Origin of the sequence: Bradyrhizobium sp. CCH5-F6, from assembly GCF_001556045.1 — a bacterium.
Classification (GTDB): domain Bacteria; phylum Pseudomonadota; class Alphaproteobacteria; order Rhizobiales; family Xanthobacteraceae; genus Bradyrhizobium.
Genome location: NZ_LSIC01000026.1, coordinates 1 through 22,445, shown reverse-complemented (window position 1 = coordinate 22,445; position 22,445 = coordinate 1). Strand labels below are relative to the sequence as shown.

The 22,445-nt window shown below is 65.4% G+C and carries 18 protein-coding genes; 11 read left to right on the top strand and 7 right to left on the bottom strand.

What is annotated here, in order from left to right; all coding sequences use genetic code 11:
• Positions 1-206: 206 nt before the first annotated feature.
• The 7 genes from AX729_RS05255 to soxA all read left to right on the top strand — a co-directional run bounded on the left by AX729_RS05255 (position 207) and on the right by soxA (position 6,451).
• Positions 207-656 carry a (2Fe-2S)-binding protein gene (locus tag AX729_RS05255; RefSeq protein ID WP_061020848.1) on the top strand — a complete coding sequence of 150 codons (450 nt, stop codon included), beginning with the start codon at positions 207-209 and terminating at the stop codon, positions 654-656.
• An 11-nt stretch (positions 657-667) separates the two neighbouring features.
• A complete protein-coding gene (locus tag AX729_RS05250; RefSeq protein WP_061020847.1) occupies positions 668-2,854 on the top strand; it encodes a xanthine dehydrogenase family protein molybdopterin-binding subunit in 2,187 nt (728 codons plus the stop codon).
• Between the two features lie 127 nt (positions 2,855-2,981).
• A complete protein-coding gene (locus AX729_RS05245; protein WP_061020856.1) occupies positions 2,982-4,253 on the top strand; it encodes an NAD(P)/FAD-dependent oxidoreductase in 1,272 nt (423 codons plus the stop codon).
• A gap of 192 nt (positions 4,254-4,445) precedes the next feature.
• Positions 4,446-4,886 (top strand): sulfur oxidation c-type cytochrome SoxX, encoded by a 441-nt coding sequence (gene soxX / locus AX729_RS05240; RefSeq protein ID WP_061020855.1) that lies wholly within the window; start codon positions 4,446-4,448, stop codon positions 4,884-4,886.
• Between the two features lie 4 nt (positions 4,887-4,890).
• Positions 4,891-5,358, top strand: a complete 468-nt coding sequence (locus tag AX729_RS05235; protein ID WP_061020846.1) for a SoxY-related AACIE arm protein — start codon at positions 4,891-4,893, stop codon at positions 5,356-5,358.
• Entirely contained in the window at positions 5,358-5,675 is a 318-nt protein-coding gene (gene soxZ / locus AX729_RS05230; RefSeq protein ID WP_061020845.1) for a thiosulfate oxidation carrier complex protein SoxZ, read from the top strand. Before AX729_RS05235 ends, soxZ begins: the two co-directional genes overlap by 1 nt.
• Positions 5,672-6,451, top strand: a complete 780-nt coding sequence (gene soxA / locus AX729_RS05225; protein WP_061020844.1) for a sulfur oxidation c-type cytochrome SoxA — start codon at positions 5,672-5,674, stop codon at positions 6,449-6,451. Before soxZ ends, soxA begins: the two co-directional genes overlap by 4 nt.
• A 76-nt stretch (positions 6,452-6,527) precedes the next feature.
• Here the strand turns inward: soxA and AX729_RS05220 are convergent, their stop codons facing one another.
• The gene (locus AX729_RS05220) at positions 6,528-7,985 is read right to left on the bottom strand and encodes a hypothetical protein (protein WP_245325065.1); all 1,458 of its coding nucleotides are present in this window, start codon (positions 7,983-7,985) and stop codon (positions 6,528-6,530) included.
• Positions 7,986-8,254: 269 nt separating this feature from the next.
• On the opposite strand from AX729_RS05220, the gene AX729_RS05215 reads away from it, so the two are divergent.
• Positions 8,255-9,274, top strand: coding sequence for a helix-turn-helix domain-containing protein (locus AX729_RS05215; RefSeq protein WP_061020842.1), 1,020 nt, complete (start codon positions 8,255-8,257; stop codon positions 9,272-9,274).
• Between the two features lie 53 nt (positions 9,275-9,327).
• Here AX729_RS05215 and AX729_RS05210 read toward each other — a convergent pair whose 3' ends face one another.
• The 3 genes from AX729_RS05210 to AX729_RS05200 all read right to left on the bottom strand — a co-directional run bounded on the left by AX729_RS05210 (position 9,328) and on the right by AX729_RS05200 (position 12,976).
• A complete protein-coding gene (locus tag AX729_RS05210) occupies positions 9,328-10,992 on the bottom strand; it encodes a regulator (RefSeq protein WP_156456733.1) in 1,665 nt (554 codons plus the stop codon).
• Positions 10,993-11,002: 10 nt separating this feature from the next.
• A complete protein-coding gene (locus AX729_RS05205; protein WP_061020840.1) occupies positions 11,003-11,701 on the bottom strand; it encodes a cysteine hydrolase family protein in 699 nt (232 codons plus the stop codon).
• Between the two features lie 321 nt (positions 11,702-12,022).
• Entirely contained in the window at positions 12,023-12,976 is a 954-nt protein-coding gene (locus AX729_RS05200; protein WP_061020854.1) for a hypothetical protein, read from the bottom strand.
• A gap of 164 nt (positions 12,977-13,140) precedes the next feature.
• Here AX729_RS05200 and AX729_RS05195 point away from each other — a divergent pair, with 164 nt between their 5' ends.
• The gene (locus AX729_RS05195; RefSeq protein ID WP_061020839.1) at positions 13,141-16,617 is read left to right on the top strand and encodes an indolepyruvate ferredoxin oxidoreductase family protein; all 3,477 of its coding nucleotides are present in this window, start codon (positions 13,141-13,143) and stop codon (positions 16,615-16,617) included.
• Positions 16,618-16,764: 147 nt separating this feature from the next.
• Here the strand turns inward: AX729_RS05195 and AX729_RS05190 are convergent, their stop codons facing one another.
• The 3 genes from AX729_RS05190 to AX729_RS05180 form a co-directional block, all read right to left on the bottom strand.
• A complete protein-coding gene (locus AX729_RS05190) occupies positions 16,765-17,784 on the bottom strand; it encodes a S1C family serine protease (RefSeq protein ID WP_061020838.1) in 1,020 nt (339 codons plus the stop codon).
• Positions 17,785-17,876: 92 nt separating this feature from the next.
• Complete coding sequence (locus AX729_RS05185; RefSeq protein ID WP_061020837.1) at positions 17,877-18,326, bottom strand: hypothetical protein; 450 nt, start codon at positions 18,324-18,326, stop codon at positions 17,877-17,879.
• Positions 18,327-18,545: 219 nt separating this feature from the next.
• Positions 18,546-20,144, bottom strand: a complete 1,599-nt coding sequence (locus AX729_RS05180; RefSeq protein WP_061020836.1) for a GMC family oxidoreductase — start codon at positions 20,142-20,144, stop codon at positions 18,546-18,548.
• Positions 20,145-20,345: 201 nt separating this feature from the next.
• On the opposite strand from AX729_RS05180, the gene AX729_RS05175 reads away from it, so the two are divergent.
• Both AX729_RS05175 and AX729_RS05170 read left to right on the top strand, forming a co-directional pair.
• Positions 20,346-21,134 carry a thermonuclease family protein gene (locus AX729_RS05175; RefSeq protein ID WP_061020835.1) on the top strand — a complete coding sequence of 263 codons (789 nt, stop codon included), beginning with the start codon at positions 20,346-20,348 and terminating at the stop codon, positions 21,132-21,134.
• Between the two features lie 457 nt (positions 21,135-21,591).
• Positions 21,592-22,392 carry an SDR family NAD(P)-dependent oxidoreductase gene (locus AX729_RS05170; RefSeq protein WP_061020834.1) on the top strand — a complete coding sequence of 267 codons (801 nt, stop codon included), beginning with the start codon at positions 21,592-21,594 and terminating at the stop codon, positions 22,390-22,392.
• Positions 22,393-22,445 lie beyond the last annotated feature (53 nt).

The following is a 22,445-nucleotide window of genomic DNA, read 5'->3' as shown; positions in this document are numbered from 1 at the left end:
AGCCACGGATTGGCGCCCATGGAGAGGCGTCAAGCCGAATCAATAGCGAAGGGATGAGCCAAAACAACGCCGCGGTCCATACTCAAGCCGCCGCAGGGTCTTGCATCCCGCTCAACCCGCGGACTGTTGATTTGAACAGTTCCAGCTTGCCGGACACATTGCGCCCCTGAGTTCAATCGGAGATTGGGCCAATCAGGGGACTTGCGATGGCAAACCTAACAATCAACGGAAAAAACTTCACCCTTGACGTCGAGCCGGATACGCCGCTGCTCTGGGCAATCCGCGAGAATGCCGGCCTGACCGGCACCAAATATGGCTGCGGCATCGCACAATGCGGCGCCTGCACGGTTCACATCGACGGCGTGGCGATGCGCTCATGCGGGGTCTCGGTCAGCGAGGCCGAGGGCAAGAGGATCACCACGATCGAGGGGCTCGCGTCCGCGGATTCGCTGCACAAGGTGCAGGAAGCCTGGATCGCCCAGGACGTGCCGCAATGCGGCTATTGCCAGAGCGGCATGATCATGGCGGTGGCGGCGCTGCTGAACGAGAAGCCCAAGCCGACCGACGCCGACATCGACGAGGCCATCACCAACATCTGCCGCTGCGGCACCTTCCAGCAGGTGCGCGAGGCGATCCACACGATCGCAAGCGCGTAAGGAGCCGCCACATGAACAAGCACGTCTCTCCCAAGATGAACCGTCGTGCCTTCGTCATCGGCAGCGCCGCCGTCGGCGCTGGCCTTGCAATCGGCTTCGACATTCCCTTCGGCGGCCCCGCCGTGGTCCGCGCCGCCGACGGCTCGCCCGAGATCGGCGCCTGGGTCGTGGTCAGGCCCGATGACACTGTCGTGATCCGCATCGCCCGCTCGGAGATGGGCCAGGGCTCGCTGACCGGGCTCGCCCAGCTCGTCGCCGAGGAGCTCGAATGCGACTGGACCAAGGTGACGACCGAATACCCGACCCCGGGCCAGAGCGTCGCCCGCAAGCGCGTCTGGGGCGATTTCTCGACCGGCGGCAGCCGCGGCATCCGTTCGTCGCAGGACTATGTCCGCAAGGGCGGCGCGACCGCACGTGTGATGCTGATCCAGGCCGCCGCCGATGCGTGGAAAGTGCCGGCCTCCGAGTGCACGGTGTCCAACAGCGTCATCACCCATACGCCCTCGGGCCGGACCACGACCTACGGCAAGGTCGCCGAGGCCGCAGCCAAGCTGACGCCGCCGGTGGACGTCAAGCTGAAGGATCCGAAGGACTGGAAGCTGATCGGCAAAGGCGTGAAGCGGCTCGACACCGTCGACAAGACCACCGGCGCCATGATCTACGGCGCCGATGTCAAGCTGCCGGGCATGCTGAACGCAGCGATCAAGGACTGCCCGGTGTTCGGCGGCAAGTTGAAAAGCTTCGACGAAGCCAAGATCGCCGGCATGAAAGGCGTCAAGAAGGTGGTCAAGGTCGGCGATACCGCAGTCGCTGTCGTCGCCGATACGTGGTGGCACGCCAAGATCGCACTTGAGGCTCTGCCGATCGTCTGGGACGAGGGTGAGAACGCCAAGGTCTCCAGCGAGTCGATTGCGAAGTGGCTGGCCGAGGGACTCAACGACGCGCAGCCAGCCTATGTCGGCAACAAGAACGGCGATGCGAAGGCGGCGATTGCCAGCGCCGCCAAGAAGATCGAGGCCGTCTACAGCTATCCCTACCAGAACCACGCCACCATGGAGCCGATGAACGCCACCGCGCTCTATACGGCGGACAAATGCGAGGTCTGGTGCGGTACGCAGAATGGCGAAGCAGCCTTTGCTGCAGTGCTGGAGGCCTCCGGCCTGCCGGCCGAGAAGTGCGACGTGCACAAGGTGATGCCGGGCGGCGGCTTCGGCCGGCGCGGCCAGACCGACTACGTCCGTCAGGCCGTCGTGATCGCCAAGCAGATGCCGGGCACGCCGATCAAGCTGTTGTGGTCGCGCGAAGAGGACATGGCGCATGGCCGGTATCACCCGATCACCCAATGTAAGATGACCGGCGCGTTCGACGCCAACAACAATCTGGTCGCGCTGCACTACCGCCTGTCGGGGCAATCGATCCTGTTCTCGCTTCGTCCTGACGCGCTGCAGAACGGCATGGATCCCGCCGCATTCCAGGGCGTCGCCCAGTCCGGAGACGCCGCGTTCGGCTATTCGGTGCCGAACCTGTTGATCGAGCATGCGATGCGCAACCCGCACGTTCCGCCGGGCTTCTGGCGCGGCGTCAACGTCAATCACAATGCGATCTACATGGAATGCTTCATGGACGAGCTGGCCCAGGCAGCAGGCCAGGACCCGCTCGAATTCCGTCGCAAGCTGATGGGCAATCACCCCAAGCACCTCGCCGTGCTCAATGCCGTGGCCGAGAAGATCGGCTGGGACACGCCGCCGCCGCAGGGCGTCTATCGCGGCATCGCGCAGGTCATGGGCTACGGCAGCTATGTCGCCGGCGCCGCCGAGATCTCGGTGACCGACGGCAGCAAGATCAAGGTGCATCGCATCGTCGCCTCCACCGATCCCGGCTACATCGTCAATCCGGCGCAGGTGGAGCGGCAGATCGCGGGCTCTTTCGTCTATGGCCTCTCCGCGCTGTTCTATGGCGGCTGCACCGTCAAGGACGGCAAGATCGAGCAGACCAACTTCGACACCTACAACTCGATGCGCATCAACGAGATGCCGAAGGTGGAATCGGTGATGGTGCCGAGCGGCGGGTTCTGGGGCGGCGTCGGCGAGCCGACCATCGGCGTCGCGGCGCCGGCCGTGCTCAATGCGTACTTCGCCGCGACCGGCAAGCGCATCCGCTCGGTGCCGCTGCGGGACCAGAACATCACCTTCGCGTAAAGCATGATCCGGACCCGAAGGGCCGCGCTAGCGCAAAGTGCGAAGCGGTTTTCCGGAAAAGATCATGCTCAAACAACGACTCGCGGCGGCCATGCCGGCCGCCGCAGCATTTTCCGGACAAGCCCTCATGAATGCGCCGGTGACACGGCGGAATGCCGTCCTCGGCATCGCCGTCGCGGCCACATCGCTCGCCGCACCTTCGATCCTGCGCGCGCAATCGGCGGGCCGCGTCGTCGTGGTCGGCGGCGGCTTTGGCGGCGCGGCTTGCGCCCGTGCGCTCAAACGCGCCGACGCAAGATTGCAGGTCACCCTGATCGAGCCGGACAAGACCTACATCTCCTGCCCCTTCAGCAACGAGGTGATCGCAGGCCTGCGCGAGATCGAGGCGCAGCAGTTCGGCTACGACAAGCTCGCCGCCGCCGGAATCACCGTCGTCGCCCAGGCTGCAACGGCCATCGACGCGCAAAAGCGTCGTGTGACCACGGGCGATGGCACCGCGTTTGGCTATGACCGGCTCGTGCTCTCGCCCGGCATCGACTTCCATCTCGAAGCCCTGCCCGGCTACGACGAGGCCGCATCGGAGACGATGCCGCACGCCTGGAAGGCCGGCGCGCAAACGCTTTTGCTGCGCAGGCAACTCGAAGCGATGGCGGATGGCGGCACCGTCGCCATTGCAATCCCGGCCAATCCCTCTCGTTGCCCGCCCGCGCCTTACGAGCGCGCAGGCCTGATCGCGCATTACCTGAAGACGAAGAAGCCGCGCTCGAAAGTTCTGATCCTCGATGCCAAGGACACCTTCTCCCTGCAGCGGCTGTTCGAACAGGCATGGAAAGAGCTCTACGGCGACATGGTCGAACGCGTCGCACTGTCGCAAGGCGGCCGCGTCACCTCAATCGATGCCGCGACCAAGACCATCGTCACCGAATTCGGCAACTACACCCCTGATGTCGCCAACGTCATCCCACCGCAACGCGCCGGCCGCATCGCCGGGCTCGCGGGTGTTGCGGATGCCACCGGCTGGTGCCCGATCGATCCTGTCACGTTCGAGTCGAAACTCGTCCCGAACATCCACGTCATCGGCGACGCCTGCCTTGGCGGCGGCATCCCAAAATCGGCCTCCGCTGCAAGCGCGCAGGGCAAGGCCGGCGCCGCCGCGATCGTCAGCCTGCTCGCGGGTCGCACACCGGAGGCGCCACGACTCACAGGGGTCTGCTACAGCACCGTCGCACCCGGCTACGGCTTCTCGCTCGCCGGCAACTACCAGCCCAGGGGCGACATCTTCGCCGAGGTCGAGGGCGGCGCGACCAGCCCGGTCGATGCGCCGCCCGAATTGCGAGCCCGCGAGGCAGCCGAGGCCGAGCGCTGGCTTCAGATGATCACGGCGGATACCTTTGGCTAGCACATGAGACCAAGCTGTCGCCACGAACAAGGTGCGCCCCCTCCCCGGCCCGCGGGGGAGGGTTGGGGAGAGAGTGTCTCCACCCGCGAGAACCCCCAAGAGGAAAGAGCCCTCACCCGGCGCTATGCGCCGACCTCTCCCGCAAACGGGAGAGGTAAGTGGAACTCGCGGCAGCATCATGCACCCCATCCGATATCTGCAATTGCGGCAGTCATCGTAGCGAGCCTCGCCTTCGCCTCACCTGCTCAAGCCGAAGAACTCTTGCCCTACACAATCGTCAACGACGGCATTCCAGCCTCGCTCACAGGCTCACCGGGCGATGCCGCGCGCGGCCGCGCTCTGGTGCTCGCGCGCACCACGACCTGCATCCTCTGCCATTCCGGCCCATTTCCGGAAACGCGGTTCCAGGGCGATCTCGCGCCTGATCTCACCGGCGCCGGGAACCGGTGGTCGGTGAGCCAGTTGCGGCTTCGACTGGTCGATGCCTCGCGCTTCAACCCGGACACCATCATGCCTTCCTATTATCGCACTGACGGCCTCGTCCGCGTCGGACGTAACTTCGCCGGCAAGCCGATATTGTCGGCTGCGGAGATCGAGGACATCGTGGCTTTCCTTGCAACGCTTCGGGACTAGGTTCATGCCAACCACGCGACGACAATTCCTGAGCCTCGCTGGAGGCGTGACGGTCGCCGGCACGATCCCGATCGTCACCGTGCGGCCGATCGAAGCAACACCGGCGATGCTCACCACCGCGATCCGCAACGTCGTCGGCGAAGCCCAGATTCGTACCGGCAGGGTGAAGCTCGACATTCCGCCGCTGGTCGAGAACGGCAACACGGTGCCGATGACGGTGAGCGTTGCAAGCCCAATGACGGCCGATGACCACGTCAAGAGCATCCACGTTTTCAACGAAAAGAACCCGCAGCCGAACATCGGCAATTTCTACCTGGGTCCCGCCTCCGGCCGGGCTCAGGTCTCGACCCGGATTCGGCTCGCCGATACCCAGAAGGTGATCGCGATCGCGCATCTCTCCGACGGCACGTTCTGGCAGGTCGCCGCCGACGTCGTCGTGACGCTGGCCGCCTGCACCGAGGAGACGAACTGATGGCCGCCCTCATCAACGTTCCGGCAAAGGCCAAACGCGGCGACATCATCGAGATCCGCGCGCTGACCTCGCACATCATGGAAACCGGCTACCGTCACACCGTCGACGGCAAGCTGGTGCCGCGCGACATCATCACGAGCTTCACCTGCCGCTACAATGGTGCCGAAATCTTTCGCGCCGATCTGTTTCCGGCGATCGCGGCGAACCCGTATTTGTCGTTCTTCACGGTCGCGAAGGACAGCGGAAAGTTCGAATTCGAATGGATCGGCGACAACGGCTATTCCACAACCGCGTCGGCCTCGATCACGGTCGAATGATCTCCTGGCGCGCGATAGCGGTGGCAACCTTGTTCGCCGCAGCCCCTGCCCTGCTCGCCGGTGAAATCCCGCCCGATGCACGCCGCTCCGGCTATGCCTTCATGGGCCCGGACACACGCGCCATGCAGGACGACGACACCACCAATCCCGGCATGCTGTTCGTGCTCGACGGCGAAGCGCTCTGGGCGAAGAAGACCGGCAGCGCCAACAGGGCCTGCGCGGATTGTCATGGCGATGCGCGCAGCAGCATGAAAGGCGTCGCGGCGCGCTACCCCGCCTTCGACACGGCACTCGGCCGTCCCGTCACGCTCGATCAGCGGATCAATCTCTGCCGCGCCAATCATCAGCAGGCGACGCCGCTGCCCTATGAGAGCCGTGATCTGCTCGCGTTGTCCGCCTTCGTCGCCCATCAGGCGCGCGGCACCCCGATCACGGCCGGTGACGATCCGCAAGCCCAGCCGTTTGTCGAGCAGGGCCGCGCGCTCTTCATGCAGCGCGAGGGCCAGCTCAATCTCGCTTGCACCAACTGCCACGACGACCATTTCGACAAGCGCCTCGCTGGCGCACCGATCACGCAAGGACAGCCGACCGGCTATCCGCTCTATCGGCTGGAGTGGCAGACTCTGGGATCGCTCGAGCGGCGGCTGCGCAGCTGCATGACCGGGGTCCGCGCCCAGGCCTATGACTACGGCTCGCCCGAGCTGGTCGCACTCGAGCTCTATCTGATGTCGCGGGCACGTGGCCTGCCGATGGAGACGCCGGCCGTCCGCCCCTGAAGGAAGCCGATGCGGCGTCAGTCGCCGGGCTCACGACAGATTGGTCAAGGGCGGCTGAGGCGCAGTCGATGGCCGATCACCAGCCGACGCGGAGGCCGACGCGTCCGCCCGCGATCTTCTCGTCGGGGCCGTATGCGATGCCGCCATTGAGCTGGACGGCATGGTTGACACGTATGGCGGCGTTGAACGCGAGGCCATTGGCGCGCTCGAAGGTCCCGTAGTTCATCGTCACGGCGACCTTCTCGTGCGGCAGTAGCGTCGGCACCCCCGCCATCGCGAACGCCATGGCGACGCCACTCGTCGCCTTCCCGGTGCGCGCGCTGAGATCGTCGAGGCGGCTGCTCAGCCCGGCAAGGCGGCCGTTGATGGCGGCGAGATCGCCGCTCGACGCGAGCCCGAGACCCGCGAGCGTCGTGGTGGCGAGATTGCCGGCCCCGTCGGAGGTCACGATCTGCGTCGCCCCGCTCTGGGCCGCCTTGCTCGCGGCAGAGGTGATGCCGGACATGGTGTAGGTGTTGCTCGCGGTACCGAACACCTGCTGATCGGCACGCGTTGCCGTCGCGCCGCTGCCGAACGCAGCTGAACTGCTGAAGCCCGCGCTGCTGTTGTTGCCTATCGCAATGCCATTCGCCCCCGCCACCGACACGGTATTGCCGATCGCAATTCCGCCGGCGCCGGTGACTGTTGCGGTATTGGCCACCACCAGCGCATTACTCGCGTTCACGGTGTTGCCGGACCCGAGCACCGAGGAACCTGCCGCACTCGCGGTCCCCGCGACGATATTGTTGGAGCCGACTACGTTGATGTTGTCGCCGCGGCCAGCCACGTTGGCGCCGTTGATCGTGTTGTTGTCGCCCAGCACGAAGCTGCCGTTGCCGTTGAGGGTGTTGGGATCGCCGATCGCAAAGCTGCCGTTGCCGCGGACCGTCTGTCCGGTGCCGAACGCGCCGCTGTTGCTGCCGGTGACGGAATTGCCGGCTCCGATGGCCGTGCTGTTCGAGCCGTCCACAGCGATATTGGAGCCGACAGCGGTGCTATTCGTTCCCGTCGCATAGACGTTTACGCTGTATCCAACTGCCACGCCGTAGTCCGCATTTGCCAAACTGGCGGTACCTATCGCTGTGCTGTATCCGCCGCCAGACTCGGCCTGATAGCCGACTGCTACGCTAGAGAACCCCAGCGCGGCGCTCTGATATCCGAAAGCCGAAGAGTTGGCCCCAGGAGACCGGCTCGATGCGCCAACGGCCGTACTCCAGGAGCCACTTGCATTGCTGGCGAAGCCAGCCGCCGTGCTGAGCCCGCCCCCGGCCGAGCTTTGGCTTCCGAAAGCCGAGCCCGCCGATCCGGCAACACTCAACGCGCCGAAGGCGGAGGCGTTCGTATTGGCGTTTGCACTGGCGCCACACGCAACGCTCGATTGATTGGGAAGGGCGACTGCACCTTCGGTGCTGTTGCTGGCATTGACGCACGCAACTGCCGGAAGCACCGTGTAGGTTTGTGCTTGCGCGAACGCCCCCCCAAGCGCGAGCGTCAACGCAACGAAACTGCCAATGGTCGACCACCTCCGTCGCGCGCCTCTTATGGCTGCGTCGCGTTCTTCGAGTCTCCCTTCCGGCCTCAATGCGCCTCGCTCATTCATCGCTCAACCTAACGTCAGTCCCAATTGTGGTGGGCCGGCAACGACACCCGTCTGGCCTGCCCGCAATGATACGGGTATCCGTTGCAGATGACTGCGGATCGACCGGCGAGAAACTTGCCTGTTCGTCCCAAAGTGCAGACCTCAGGTGAAAGAGGCCCTCCGGCGTGACAAAAATTCCACACCTCCTGTTCGACGGCGCTGAGCTTTCGCCGACCGAACGCTTCGCGCGCTATTGCGCCATTCTGCCGCACTACGACGTGACACTTCCCGAGGATACGACGTTGGACGCCTTCAACGTCCGGGCCGAGGCCTGGCTGCTCGGCGGGCTGGTTGCCTCGGCCACTCGGATGGGCCCGGTGCGCTTCACGCGAACCGCCGCGATGGCGAGCGCCGACGCACGCAACTCGTTTGCACTGCTCCTGCTCAGGCAGGGCGCCTGGAGCGGCGAGGTCGACGGCGCGCCGATCTCGGCGGGCCCGGGCCAGGTGCTCGTCCTCGACCTGACGCGCTCCTTCGACGGCACCGCGACCGCGACCGATACGATCAGCCTCGATGTCCTGCGCGATGCCGTCACCTGTGCCGCGCCCGCGGGTCTCGACCTGCACGGCCTCGTGCTCGACGGCGCGACCGGGCGCGTTCTGGCCGACCATATGAGCTGGTTGCGGCGACGGCTTCCATCGATGGAGGAAGTCGAAGTACCCGAAGCGGTGCAAGCGACCCTCGGCCTGCTGCGCGGCTGCTTCGCCACGGCGGAGCGATCGCGCGCGCAGGACCTGGCCCGGCGCGATATCGAGATTCTTCATCGCGCGAGCCGCTTCATCGACCAGAACCTGCAACGGCCGGATCTGTCCGTCGCCACGATCTGCCGCGCCGTCGGCGTGTCCCGCTCGGCGCTCTATCGCGTGTTCGCGCCGCTCTCGGGTATTGCGGACTATATTCGTGCGCGACGTCTGGAAGCGATTCACGTGCTGTTCGAGAACAGCGAGGAGGATCGCTGGAATGCCGAGATCGCGGCCGCGTTCGGCTTCACCAGCCAGGCGCATTTCAGCCGCAGCTTCAAGGACCGGTTCGGCTACTCACCGCGCACCGCCCGCAAGGGCGAGGATCGGCTGCGGGACATGAGGGACATGAGCGAGCGCCCGGATCCGGAATTGTTTCGCGAGTGGATCAGGACGCTCGACTGAGATCAGGGCATCGATGTGGCCGGGCCGCAATGCGCCACACGGCCACCGGCAAGTCACTCCGCCGGAGCCGCCGAGATCCCGGCATGCGGCATGTAATGCTCGGTGCTGCGCCGGCTGACGGCAAACAGCCCGGCCGCCATCACCGCATAAGCGAGCGCCACGGCGGGCGTCACGCCGAAGCCGCCGCCGATGCCCACGGCCTCGCCATGCATGAAGCCGAAATAAGTCAGCACCGCCCCGACCAGCGCAAAGGCGGACGCCTTCTCGAAATCCCGCTCGATGACGAAGACGCCGATCGCGCCGAGAATGAGCCCGCCGAGGATGGAGCCGCCGCCCATCACCTCCAGGCCGTGATAGAATACGCCCTGCTGCGGCAGCGCGGCGATCGCGGCGGCCTTGACTGCGTCGGCTTTGTCGGCCGCCAAGCCGCCGATGGTTGTCGCCGCGTTCATGGTCGAGCCGAGCATCGTGTCGATCTGGAGCTTGGCCCAGGCGGCCAGATGCGGGGTCAGCGCCAGCACGATCGCGGGCGCGTGCTTGACCGGCGTGGTCTGGAACGCCTGCGCACCGATCAGCATGCCGATGTAGAGCAGGATCGGCGAGATCGCGACGACGGGCACGAGCGCCAGCAGCACCGAGATGATGCCGAACCAGGACAGCAGCACCACCATGATGCCGGTCGCCGCCGAGTAACCGATCCGGCCGCCCATCGCCTTCCAGCCGGGGTGGCCGATATAGACGGCGTTGATGAATGGATTGCCCATCAGGCATCCGATCAGGCTGACGACGCCGTCAGCGGTGAGCACGCGCGTGGTCGGATATTCGTCGCCGGCAGCCTCCGCGCTCTCGACATTGTCCATGGCTTCGACGAGGTCGTAGATGCCGAACGGAATGGCGGTGACGAGGATGATGCCGAGGAATTCGAATCCGGAGAAGACGTAGCCTATTGCCGGGATCGGCACCGAGAAGCCGAAATTGGCGAAGGCAGCACCGACGCCCGCGATGCTCAGGCCGCCGAGGCCGAGCCCGAACAGGTTCGAGCCCCAGGCGATGATCATGCCGACGGCAATGGCGACGAGACCGGCGGGAATGCCGCGCCAATACTTCACACCGCCGAACCAGCTCACCAGGATGATGGCGAAGCAGACCAGACCAATCTGCGGCGTCATGTACATTTCGAGCGCCGGCCGCATCGAGATGAAGGTGACGGAGACGCCGGCGAGCGTGCCGAGCAGCGCCGCGCGCGGCGTGATCCTGCGGATGAACGGCGCAATGAAGCCGCCGATCATGAGAATGAAACTCTGGAAGAACACCCAGACGAGGCCCGCCGACCAGCCCTTGAGCGGGTCGCCGGTCTTGATCGTGATCGGCAGCATGATCACGAAGGTGACGATGAACATGTGCGGCACGCTGACGCCGGAGGGCAGCGCGCAGACGTCGTTGCGGCCGGTCTTCTGCGCCAGGCGGTACGCGAGGTACGCATAGTAGAAAGTGGACAGGCACATCATCAGCCCAAGGGCGGGCAGGATGCGGCCGAACACGAGGCTATCAGGCATCTTCAGCACGAAGCGCAAGAGGCCCGTGAGCACCAGCATGTTGACGAGGATGTTGGTGCCGAAGCCGAACAGCGCGTTCCAGTCGCCCGATGTCCATAGTGCCGGCTTGAACCCGGACTTGTCGATTTCAGATTTGCCGGCCGTCCCCGTCAATGTGCTCATGGTCATACCCCTATGTGGTCGAAATCCTCATCGCCTCCAGGACTGCGGCGGAGTCGGTGACCCAGCCGAAGATGCCGCCCTGGGCCTTGATCATCTTCAGGCCCATCTCGTGAAACTCGGGAAAGTAGGACGCGCAGCCGTCGGAGATGACGACGCAGCGATAGCCGCGGTCATTGGCCTCGCGCACCGTGGTGTTGACGCACACCTCCGTGGTCACCCCGCACACCAGAAGATTCTCGATGCCGTATTTCTCCAGCACGTCGCCGAGCTCGGTGGCGTAGAAGGCGCCCTTGCCGGGCTTGTCGATCACGATTTCGCTGTCGAGCGGATAGAGCTCGGCAATGATGTCGTGGCCAGCCTCACCGCGGATGAGAATGCGCCCCATCGGACCGGGATCGCCGATGCGAAGGCTCGGCGCACCGCGTTCGACCTTCGCCGGCGGCGCGTCGGAGAGATCGGGCAGATGTCCCTCGCGGGTGTGGATGACCAGCATGCCGCTCTCGCGCGCCGCCGCCAGCACCGCGCCGATCGGCTTCACCGCACGCGCGAGCTGGCTGACGTCGTTGCCGAGCGTTTCGCCGAAGCCGCCGGGCTCCATGAAGTCGCGCTGCATGTCGATGATGAGAAGCGCGGTGGCGGACCAGTCGAGCGTGACCGGCTCCGGCTCGGCGCCGACGACACCCTTTATCGGCTTGGCTGAGTTCAACATGACGCAGGCCCCGCGAGAACTCTCTTGACCTGGAGTTCTGCAAGCGCCGTGCCATTGTGTACAATTGCGGGGAAGCGCCGGTTGCGAGGAAATTCGTTGTGTAGTCAGAAGGTTACGATCAGCGGCGGCGGCTGCTTATTCCCTGTGCGACGGTTTCGGGACGTGCAATTGCTTAAAGCATGAGCTGGCCGTGACGCTCTCTTCTCGGTCGTTCCGGGGCGGCGCGAAGCGTCGAGCCCGGAATCCATGGGGCGGCAGCACGCGAGGTGAAATGGATTCCGGGCTCGCGCCATGCGCGCCCCGGAATGACAGAAGTGGCGCCTACCGCCCCGCTCCATACAGCCGCCGATGCTCTTCCTCGTACGGCGCATATGAATCCTTCAGCGTCGCCATGTTCAGCAGCATGGTCGCGACCATCGCGCCCGTCTTGTCGAACACGCGCGTCTTCACCCAGGCGCTTTCGGTGCGACGGCTGCCGGACAACGCGACCACCTCGCGCTCGACTTCGTACTCTTCGTCGACGAACAGCGGCCCCTTGATCAGCCGGATCTCCTGGTCGGCGAACAGGCCGACGGCCGGGCCCTTGGTCGGCAGCGGGTCGTCCTTGGAGCGATACTGGAACAGCACGCTCAGCATCTCCATCGGGATGATGGGCCTGCCCCACGGATTATCCGCGCTCGAATAGTAGGACGAGTTCTCGGTGACGACGGCGAGCTTCTGTCTGAGCGAGAACGGGTAGAGGTCGCCCATGTTCTGATCGAATGCCATGCGCACTGCCTGGCGCTTGCCGGTCTGCGCCACCTTCACATCGCGCAGGATCACGGGATCTGTAAGCGGCTTGAGCTCGCCGAGGCGCGTCTCGAGTGCGGTCGCAACCGGCGCGTCGCCGGCCGAGGCCGTACCGCGCAGCACTTCGGTGCCGTCGCGCTTGACCATCTGAATCTGGCACTGGCTCGTGCCGGGCAGTGGCTTCGACAAGATTGCCTGCACCTCCTCGCCCTCGTAGCAGACGCTGCGATAGTGCGCGGAAAGACAGCCCGTCTCGAACCAGGCACGTCCCCATAGCCGTTCGCCGAGCGGCGCGAACTGGCTGAAATGTGTCGGCCCTTCGATGGTGCCGCCCTTGAAGCCGAGCTTCTGGGCGGTGGCATCGTCATGGATGGAGGCGTGCGCGTCGTAGGTTTGCGCTTGCAGCATCTGGCGCGGCTGCCGCCACGGCCCGATCAGCGCCTCGGCCGTTTCCGTGATATCGGTGTCGAATGCGTTTGCTGTCATGGTGCTCTCCACAGGCAGCCATGACTAGCAGGAGCGCCACGGATGCGGCCAGCGATATTGACTTCGCCGGCGCATCCTCTTGACTGTCGCAATCCGCGTCGCGCCGCCGCACTCCCTCCCGCAGCGCAAACCTCACGCCTGACCGAGACACAAGGATATCCGAAATGACGCTGATGCAGGTCGAGCTGGACGATAAATACCGGCTCGAATCGAAGCGGATCTTCCTGTCCGGCACCCAGGCTCTGGTCCGCCTGCCCATGCTGCAGCGCGAACGCGACCGGCTCCAGGGGCTCAACACCGGCGGTTTCATCTCGGGCTATCGCGGTTCCCCGCTCGGCATGTACGACCACGCGTTGTGGCGGGCGAAGTCGCACCTCCAGCAGCACGACATCGCCTTCGTCCCCGGCCTGAACGAGGACCTCGCGGCAACCGCCGTGTGGGGCAGCCAGCAAGTCGGCCTGTTTCCCGGCGCCAAGGTCGATGGCGTGTTCGGCATCTGGTACGGCAAGGGCCCCGGCGTCGACCGCTCGGTCGACGCGCTCAAGCACGCCAACGCAGCGGGCACCTCGCTCAATGGCGGCGTACTTGCGCTTGCCGGCGACGACCACGGCTGCCAGTCCTCGACGCTGGCGCATCAGAGCGAGCAGGCATTCGCGGCGGCGCTGATCCCCGTGATCAATCCGGCGACGCTGCAAGATTACCTCGACCTAGGCCTCTACGGCTTCGCGCTGTCGCGCTTCTCCGGCTGCTGGGTCGGCTTCAAGGCGATCAGCGAGACCGTCGAGAGCTCGGCCTCCATCTACAGCGATCCCGAGCGCATCCAGATCAGACTGCCCGACGATTTCGAGATGCCGCCCGGCGGCCTCAACATTCGCTGGCCCGATCCGCCGCTCGAAGCCGAGAAGCGCCTGTTCGGGCCGAAGATGGCCGCGGTGCAGGCCTTCGCCCGCGCCAACCAGCTCGACCGCATCGTGCTCGATTCCAGGCCGGCGCGGCTCGGCATCGTCGCAACCGGCAAGGCCTATCTCGACCTCCGCCAGGCACTCGCCGATCTCGGCATTACCGACAAGGACGCGCAGGATCTGGGCCTGCGCATCTACAAGGTCGCGCTGACCTGGCCGCTGGAGGAAAGCGGCGCGAAACGTTTCGCCGAAGGTCTTCAGGACGTGCTGGTGGTCGAGGAGAAGCGCGGCTTCATCGAAGACCAGCTCATGCGCATCCTCTACAATATCGACGCGTCCAGGCGCCCGACGGTCACCGGCAAGCGCGACGAGACTGGAGCGCCGCTCTTGCCGAGCGAGGGCGAGCTGACGCCGACCATCGTGGCGGGTGCACTGGTGGCGCGACTGCGCAAGCTCGGTCATCGCAGCCCGGTGCTGGAGCAGCGCCTCGCGCGGCTCGAGGCGTTCGACAATCCCGTCACCACCAGCACGCAGATCAAGCTCGCGCGCACACCGTTCTTCTGCTCAGGTTGCCCGCACAACACCTCTACGCGCGTGCCGGAGGGAAGCCGCGCCATGGCCGGCATCGGCTGCCACGGCATGGCCCTGAGCATGCCGACCCGCCGTACCGACCTGATCTCGCATATGGGCGCCGAAGGCGTGAACTGGATCGGCCAGTCGCCCTTCACCAGCGAGACGCATATCTTCCAGAATCTCGGCGACGGTACCTACACGCATTCCGGTCTGCTCGCGCTCCGCGCTGCCTCCGCCGCCGGCATCAACATCACCTACAAGATCCTCTACAACGACGCCGTCGCCATGACCGGCGGGCAGCCGGCCGAAGGCGCGTTCAACGTCGCGCAGATCGCGCATCAGGTCTGGGCGGAGGGTGTCAAGCGGCTCGCGATCGTCTCGGACGATCCGGGCAAGTACCCGCAAGGCAACTACTTCCCGCAAGGCGCGACCATCCATCACCGCCGCGAGCTCGATGCCGTGCAGCGCGAGCTGCGCGACATCAAGGGCCTCACCGTCATCATCTACGACCAGACTTGCGCCGCGGAAAAGCGCCGCCGCCGCAAGCGTGGGCTCTATCCCGATCCGGCCAAGCGCGCCTTCATCAACGAGCTCGTCTGCGAAGGCTGCGGCGACTGCTCGCAGGCCTCGAACTGCGTCTCGGTGCAGCCGCTGGAGACCGAGTTCGGCCGCAAGCGCCAGATCGACCAGTCGAACTGCAACAAGGACTTTTCCTGCGTCGAGGGCTTCTGCCCGAGTTTCGTCACGGTGCACGGTGGCACGCTCAAGCGGATGAAGACTTCGGCGGTCGATTCCGGGCAATTGTTCGCCGATCTGCCGCTGCCGCCGTCGCGTGAGCTCGACGGCCCCTACAACATCCTCGTCACCGGCATCGGCGGCACCGGCGTCATCACCATCGGCGCCCTGCTCGGCATGGCCGCTCATGTCGACGGCCGTGGCTGCTCGGCACTGGATTTCACCGGCCTCTCGCAGAAGAACGGCGCGGTGATGAGCCATGTCCGCATCGCGCCGAAGCCGGAGGACATTTCCGCGGTCCGCATCACCACGGGCGGTGCCGATGTCATCCTCGGCTGCGACATGATCGTCTCGGCCGGTCCCACCGCGCTCAGCCGCGCCGAGCGCGGTGTCACGAAGGCCTACATCAACGCCGATTTGCAGCCGACCGCCAGTTTCGTGCAAAACCCCGATCTCGATTTCGAGATGGGAACCATGCAGACCGTGCTGCGCGACGCGATCGGCGACAAGAACCTCGACATCATCGACGCCACGGGCATCGCCGCCGCGCTGATGGGTGACAGCATCGCCACCAACCCCTTCATGCTCGGCTTCGCGTTCCAGAAGGGCGCGATCCCGCTGTCGCTGGAGGCCCTGCTGCGCGCCATCGAGATCAACGGCGCCGCGATCGAGATGAACAAGCTCGCCTTCAGCTGGGGTCGCCTCGCCGCCCACGACATGTCGCGGGTGCGCAGCGTGCTCCAGTTCAAGAGCCGCGCATCCGCGCCGGCAAAATCGCTCGACGATATCATCGCGACACGCGCCGAATTCCTGACCTTCTATCAGGACAAGGCCTATGCCGACCGCTACCTCGCGGCCATCGCCAAGGTGCGGAAGGCGGAGAGCGCCGTTTCGCCCGCATCGACGGAGCTGACCGAGGCCGTCGCGAAGAATCTGTTCAAGCTGATGGCCTACAAGGACGAGTACGAGGTCGCGCGGCTCTATACCGATGGCAGCTTCGCGAAGAAGGTGTCGGAGAAGTTCGACGGCGAGTTCACGCTGAAGTACCACCTCGCCCCGCCGATCTTCGCGAAACGCGACAAGACGACGGGCCGGCTTCAGAAACAGGAATTCGGCGGTTGGATGGTCCACGCCTTCCGGGTTCTCGCCAAGCTCAAGTTCCTGCGCGGCAGCGCCTTCGATCCGTTCGGCCGCACCGAGGAGCGCCGGACCGAGCGGAAGCTGATCGCGGATTATCTCGGCATGATCGATCAGCGGATCGCGGGCCTGAAGGCGGAGCAGATCCCGCTGCTGGCGCGGCTTGCCCGCGTTCCGGAGACGATCCGCGGATTCGGCCACGTCAAGGAAGCCAACATCAAGCTGGCCGCGGCCGAGACGGCGCGGCTGGAGGCGGAGCTCGAGAACAGCCGCTTTGCGGCCGCTGCGGAGTAACGGTCGGGAGAACGTTCTCTCCACGCGTCATTGCGAGGAGCCCTTGCGACGAAGCAATCCAGACTGTCGCCGCGGAACGATTCTGGATTGCTTCGCCTACGCTCGCAATGACGAGATTGTGGAGACGTGCTCGCCACTGCTCCGCGACTAGCGCGTCGGCCTGCGCTCGACCGGATCGATATCGATCGCCCGCAGGCGGCCGAGCCGCAGCACGTCCATGGCGAGCCGCCGGCCGATGCGGTCGCGGTCGAGCACGCGGATCAGATCGTCGACGCCGTTGATCTCGACGCCGTCGAGCCTGATCACGACGTCGCCGGGCAGCAGGCCTGCCTTGGCCGCAGGTCCATCGGGCTCGATCTGCATGAGAAGCGCGCCCATCTTGTTCTCGACGCCGGCCAGCACCGCGTGCCGGCGCGGGACCGGTGCGGTCTGTCCGGCAACGCCGATATAGGCGCGGCGGACATAGCCGTGGCGGATGATCTCCGACAGCACGAACTGCGCGGTGTTGCTGGCGACCGCAAAGCAGATGCCCTGCGCGCCGCTGATGATGGCCGTGTTGATGCCGATTACCTCGGCATTCGACGACACCAGCGGTCCGCCGGAATTGCCGGGATTGAGCGCGGCGTCGGTCTGGATCACGTCCTCGATGGTGCGCCCGCTCACCGAGCGGATCGAACGCCCGAGCGCCGAGACCACGCCTGCGGTCACGGTGGACTCGAAGCCGAGCGGATTGCCGATCGCAATCACGAGCTGGCCGCGCTTCAGGCTCTTGGAGTTGCCGAGCGCGGCATAAGGCAGATGGCGCACGCCATTGGCACGCAGCAAGGCAAGGTCGGTGTCGGGATCGACGCCGAGCACCTGCGCGTCGCCGACGTTGCCTTCGACGTCGCGCAGCCGGATCTCCCTGGAGGAGCCGACCACATGGCTGTTGGTGAGGACGAGTCCGTCCGGCGAGATTACGATGCCGGAGCCGAGCCCGCCCCGCTCGCGTCTATCAGGCACTTTCGGTCCGGTCTCGACCCGCACGACCGCCGGACCGACACGGTCGGTCACGTCGATCACGGCATTGGAATAGGCGTCCAGCAGAGCCCGGTCATCGACCGGGGCAGACGCCGTCGTTCGCGATGACACAGCGTCATCGGCGACATCTGAGGTGAAGTCAAGCATGGCAAGAGTCCTTGAAGGCTCACACAGATGGTGGCCTATTCCCTACTGCGCAAGGTGCCCGCCTGGAGCGCAGGGCTGGACTGCCCAGATGGCTAGGGCGCGCGCCGCAGCGAGCCGCCTCTTGCCTTGACCGGATCGAGCAGCGACCAGTCTCCATCCGGAAGCACATGGCCCTTGGGGAACGGCGCGCGCAGCTCGAGGCCGAGCGAGCGCAGCACGCGGTCGTCGCGGTAGTAGCATTGCAGCACGACACGGACGAGTGTCGCAGCGGCGACGCCGCCGTCCCTGCGAAACTCCTGCGCCACCGCATCGCGCCTGGCCGCATCGAGCTCGGCGAGCGGCGCTCCGGCGAGCCGCGCCAGATGATCCAGCGCCGCCGCCACCAATTTGGTGTCGCGGCCGAGGGTCGCAAGAATATCGGCCTGGATCGCGGGATCATCGGCGCTGGGCACTTTGTACTCGTCGCTCGCGGGGATGATCATCGCGGCGATGGTGCGGAGATCGTCGCGCTGCCGCGGCGTGAGGGAAACATGATCAGTCATAGAGTCCTCTTCAAGATCTCGCGCGGCGATGACAGTGCACTCCCTCCCCCGCTTGCGGGGCGCGACGAGCTTCGCTCGCGCTGAGAGGGTTGGGGAGAGGGTGTCTCCGCAGAGGGACTCTCCCAGAGGAGAGAACCCTCAGCCGGCACTTCGTGCCGACCTCTCCCGCAAGCGGGAGAGGTGCAGCGAGCGCGTGGCTGGGTTTGAACATCATCCCTCTCAATCGAACAAATTAGCCAAGCGCTGCTTCATCTGGTCGGCGATGTAGAGCGCGAGGGCCTGGATGGTCGACGTCGGGTTCACGCCGCCCGAGGTGACGAAGATGCTGCCGTCGACGATGAAGAGGTTCTTCACATCGTGCGAGCGGCCCCATTCGTTGACGACGGAGCGCTCGGGGTCGGTGCCCATCCGCGCGGTGCCGAGCAGATGCCAGCCGCCCCAGGGGATCGGATTGTTGATGCAGATGTCGGTCGCGCCGGCGGTCTCGAGAATCTCCCGGCCGCGCGCCAACCCGTGCTCCATCATTTTCCGGCTGTTCTCGCTGATCGTATAGTCGACCTTCGGCGCGGGGATGCCGTGACTGTCCTTCAGCACGGGATCGAGCGTGACGCGGTTGTGCTCCTCGGGTAGATCCTCGCAGATTGCCGACACCGCGAGCCGATGACCGTTGAGCTTACGGAATACGCGATGATGGTCGGCGCCCCATGGCAGAATGCCCTTTTGCTCGCTCGCGACCGCCTCGAACACCGGCCCCGCGCCACGGCCGAACTGGATGCCGTAGCCGCGCACGAAGCCGCGCGACAGGTCAGTGTCGTAAAATTCCTTGCTCCACAGGCAGGTCGGCGGCGCGCGATTGCTGTCGGTCGGCTCCTTCACAAATCCGTAGATTTGAGCATAGGGATGGAACATCAGGTTCTTGCCGACGAGGCCGGACGAATTGGCAAGCCCGTTCGGAAAGCGCCCCGAGGCCGAGTTCAAAAGCAGGCGCGGCGTGCCCACGCCGTTGCAGGCAATAATGACGACATGCGCAGGCTGAAACTGCTCGACGCCATCCTTGTCGTAATAGACGACGCCCGAAGCCATTCCGTTCTCGTCGGTGGTGATCTCGCGCACGCGGCAATGGGTGCGCAGCTCGACGCCGGCGCGGATCGCATGCGGCCAATAGGTGATGTCGGTGGATGCTTTCGCGCCTTGCGCGCAGGCGGGCGTGCAATGGCCGAGATTGATGCAGCGCGCCCGGCCCTCATAGTCCATGGTCGCGACCGTCGTGTCCGACGGCCACCAGTGCCAGCCGAGCTCGTTCATGGCCTTGGCGATGATGGCGCCGGACAAGCCGAGCGGCTGCTGCGGCATCGGCGGATGCGTCAGCGGCGACAACGGATCGCCCGACAAGCCTGACGTGCCCATCATCCGATCGTTCTCCTCGAAGAACGGGGTCAGCGCGTCGTAATCGATCGGCCAGTCGTCGGCGACACCGTCGAGCGTCTTCACCTTGAAATCGGAAGGGTGCAGCCGCGGCCAGTGCGCGGTGTACATCACCGTCGAGCCGCCGACCGCGTTGTAGTTGACGACCTTGATCGGCGAGTTGTCGTCGTTGATCGGGTAGTCCTCGGGACGGCCGCGAACGTTGGGGCTCGACGACCATTCGCCGTAGAACTTGGCCTCCCAGTCCCGGCCGGTGCTGGGATATTCCGCCGGGTTCATCCAGCCGCCCTGCTCCAGGCAGAGGATGTGCATCTTGGTCTCGGCCAGCGACCACGCCACCGCCGCGCCGGAAGCGCCGGCGCCGATGATCAGGACGTCCACGGGGTCTTTCATCGTAGGCTTTTTCCTCCCCCTCGCCGCTTCCCGGGCGATTCGGCCTTTCGCAGTCAGCGAGGCCGGCGAACGATACGGTCAGAGCGACGGCCGAGTAAAGCGGCGAGGCCGGAATGTCGCAATTCGCAGGCCGCAGACCATTGGTATCGCCACTTCCGGATGCTAGGAACGAGGCGCACGAGCCATCGATAGCGAGTCCGTATGTCTTTCCAGAATTTCTTTGCCGCCGCCCGCGCTGTTGCGCTCGTTTCGTTTTTCGCCTTGTCCGGATCTCTGGCCGCGTCCGGGCCGGCTTCCGCGCTGACCGGCGCCGCGACCGCCCGTGACGGCAACTCCATCCAGGTCGGCGACGTCACCTACCGGCTCGACGGCGTCGACGCGCCCGAGCTGGACCAGGTCTGCATCGACAATCAAGCGGATTCCTGGACCTGCGGGATCGAGGCTCGCGACCAGCTGACGAAGCTGATCAACAAGCGGACGGTGCGCTGCGACGATGTCGGACCGGAAAAGAGCTTTGGCAAGCGGCACCGCGCGATCTGCACGGCCGAGGGCGACAAGGCCAGCTTGAACGAGCAGCTGATCAAGCTCGGCTTTGCCCTCGCGCGCGAGCCGGTCAAGGCCAACGTCAAGCCGGCGGCCAGCGAGGCCAAGGCGGCGGCCGCCGGGATCTGGAAGGGCTGCTTTGTTGCGCCGCAAGACTTCCGCGCCGGCAAGAAGGACGGCGTGCTCCTCGGCGCCGCCTGCCGGCCGGACCGCGAAAAGGAAATCCGCGCCGTGCTGTTTCCGGAGGAGCTGACGATGCCGCCGAGTTGCAGCATCAAGGGCAAGCTCGCGGTGCGCGCCCGCGTCACCGGCAATATCGGCATCTATCATTTGCGCGGCTGCCCGAGCTATCCCGCGACCACCCAGCCCGACCGCTGGTTCTGCTCGGAGGACGACGCCCAGGCCGCCGGCTTCCGCAAGGCCTACAACTGCCGCCGGCCAAAGTGAATAATTTCCCTCGCGCAGCCGTGAGTAGCAGTCCGAGACCGTATTGATCCGGAATTGAACTCCTGGGCGGGTTGCTGCACTTATGAACCTACGCAAGCGCTTCGCGCGAGCGTTTCCTTGGCAGCAATCCGGCCTCGGCCGATTGCGTCGCTCGGGCGTTTCCTCCCTAGACTTGGGCCGCTCGTCACCACGAGCGGCTCTTCTTTTTTGTGCTGTCGCTACATCCGCATGATGCGGTCATTTTAGCGCGGGGACAGGCTCCGCAACAAACGCGATCTCTCGACAACGGTTCCTGAACCGCCAGCACGAGCCAGGTGCAGTGAGCCCGGCGCAGCATGCAATTCCATGATGTCAATGACATGAACGCAGGAGCGGCGCCCTTCTCTCCGCTCGAGGCGATTGCTAATCTGCACGAAAATAACGGGGCGGGCAGGTCCCGAGCCGGGAGTGAGACCAGATGCGCTTGAAGGACAAGGTTGCGATCGTCGTCGGAGCCGGCCAGAGCTCCGGCGAAGGCATGGGCAACGGCCGCGCCACCGCGCTCACCTTCGCCCGCGAAGGCGCGAAGGTCTTGTGCGTCGACCATCATCTGGAGTCGGCGCAGGAAACGGTGGCGATGATCACCGCGAAACTTGGCACCGCCGCGGCCTTCAAGGCCGACGTGACCAAGGCTGCCGACATCAAGGCGATGGTGGCCGACGCGCAATCGCGCTGGGGCCGGATCGACGTGCTGCACAACAATGTCGGCGTCAGCCTTGCCGGCGGCGATGCCGAGCTGCTGCAATTGACCGAGGAGGCGTTCGACCGCGTCGTCGCCATCAACCTCAAGAGCTGTATCCTGGCGGCGAAAGAGGTGATCCCGATCATGCGCATGCAGCAAAGCGGCGTCATCATCAACATCTCCTCGATGGCGGCGATCACGACCTACCCTTACGTCGCCTACAAGGCGACGAAGTCGGCGATGATCGCCTTCACCGAACAGCTCGCCTACCAGAACGCCGAATACGGCATCCGCGCCAACGTCATCCTGCCGGGCCTGATGAACACGCCGATGGCCGTCGACACCCGCGCCCGCGAATGGCACAAGACCCGCGCCGAGGTCGAAGCCGAACGCGACAGCAAGGTGCCGCTGCGCAGGAAGATGGGCACCGGATGGGACGTCGCCAACGCCGCGCTGTTTCTGGCCTCGGACGAGGCGAACTTCATTACAGGTGTGACGCTGCCGGTGGATGGCGGCGCGAGCGTGCGGCGGGGGTAGACGGAGGCGAAAGACTCTGCCCTTCCCTTCTCCCCTTGTGGGAGAAGGTGGCG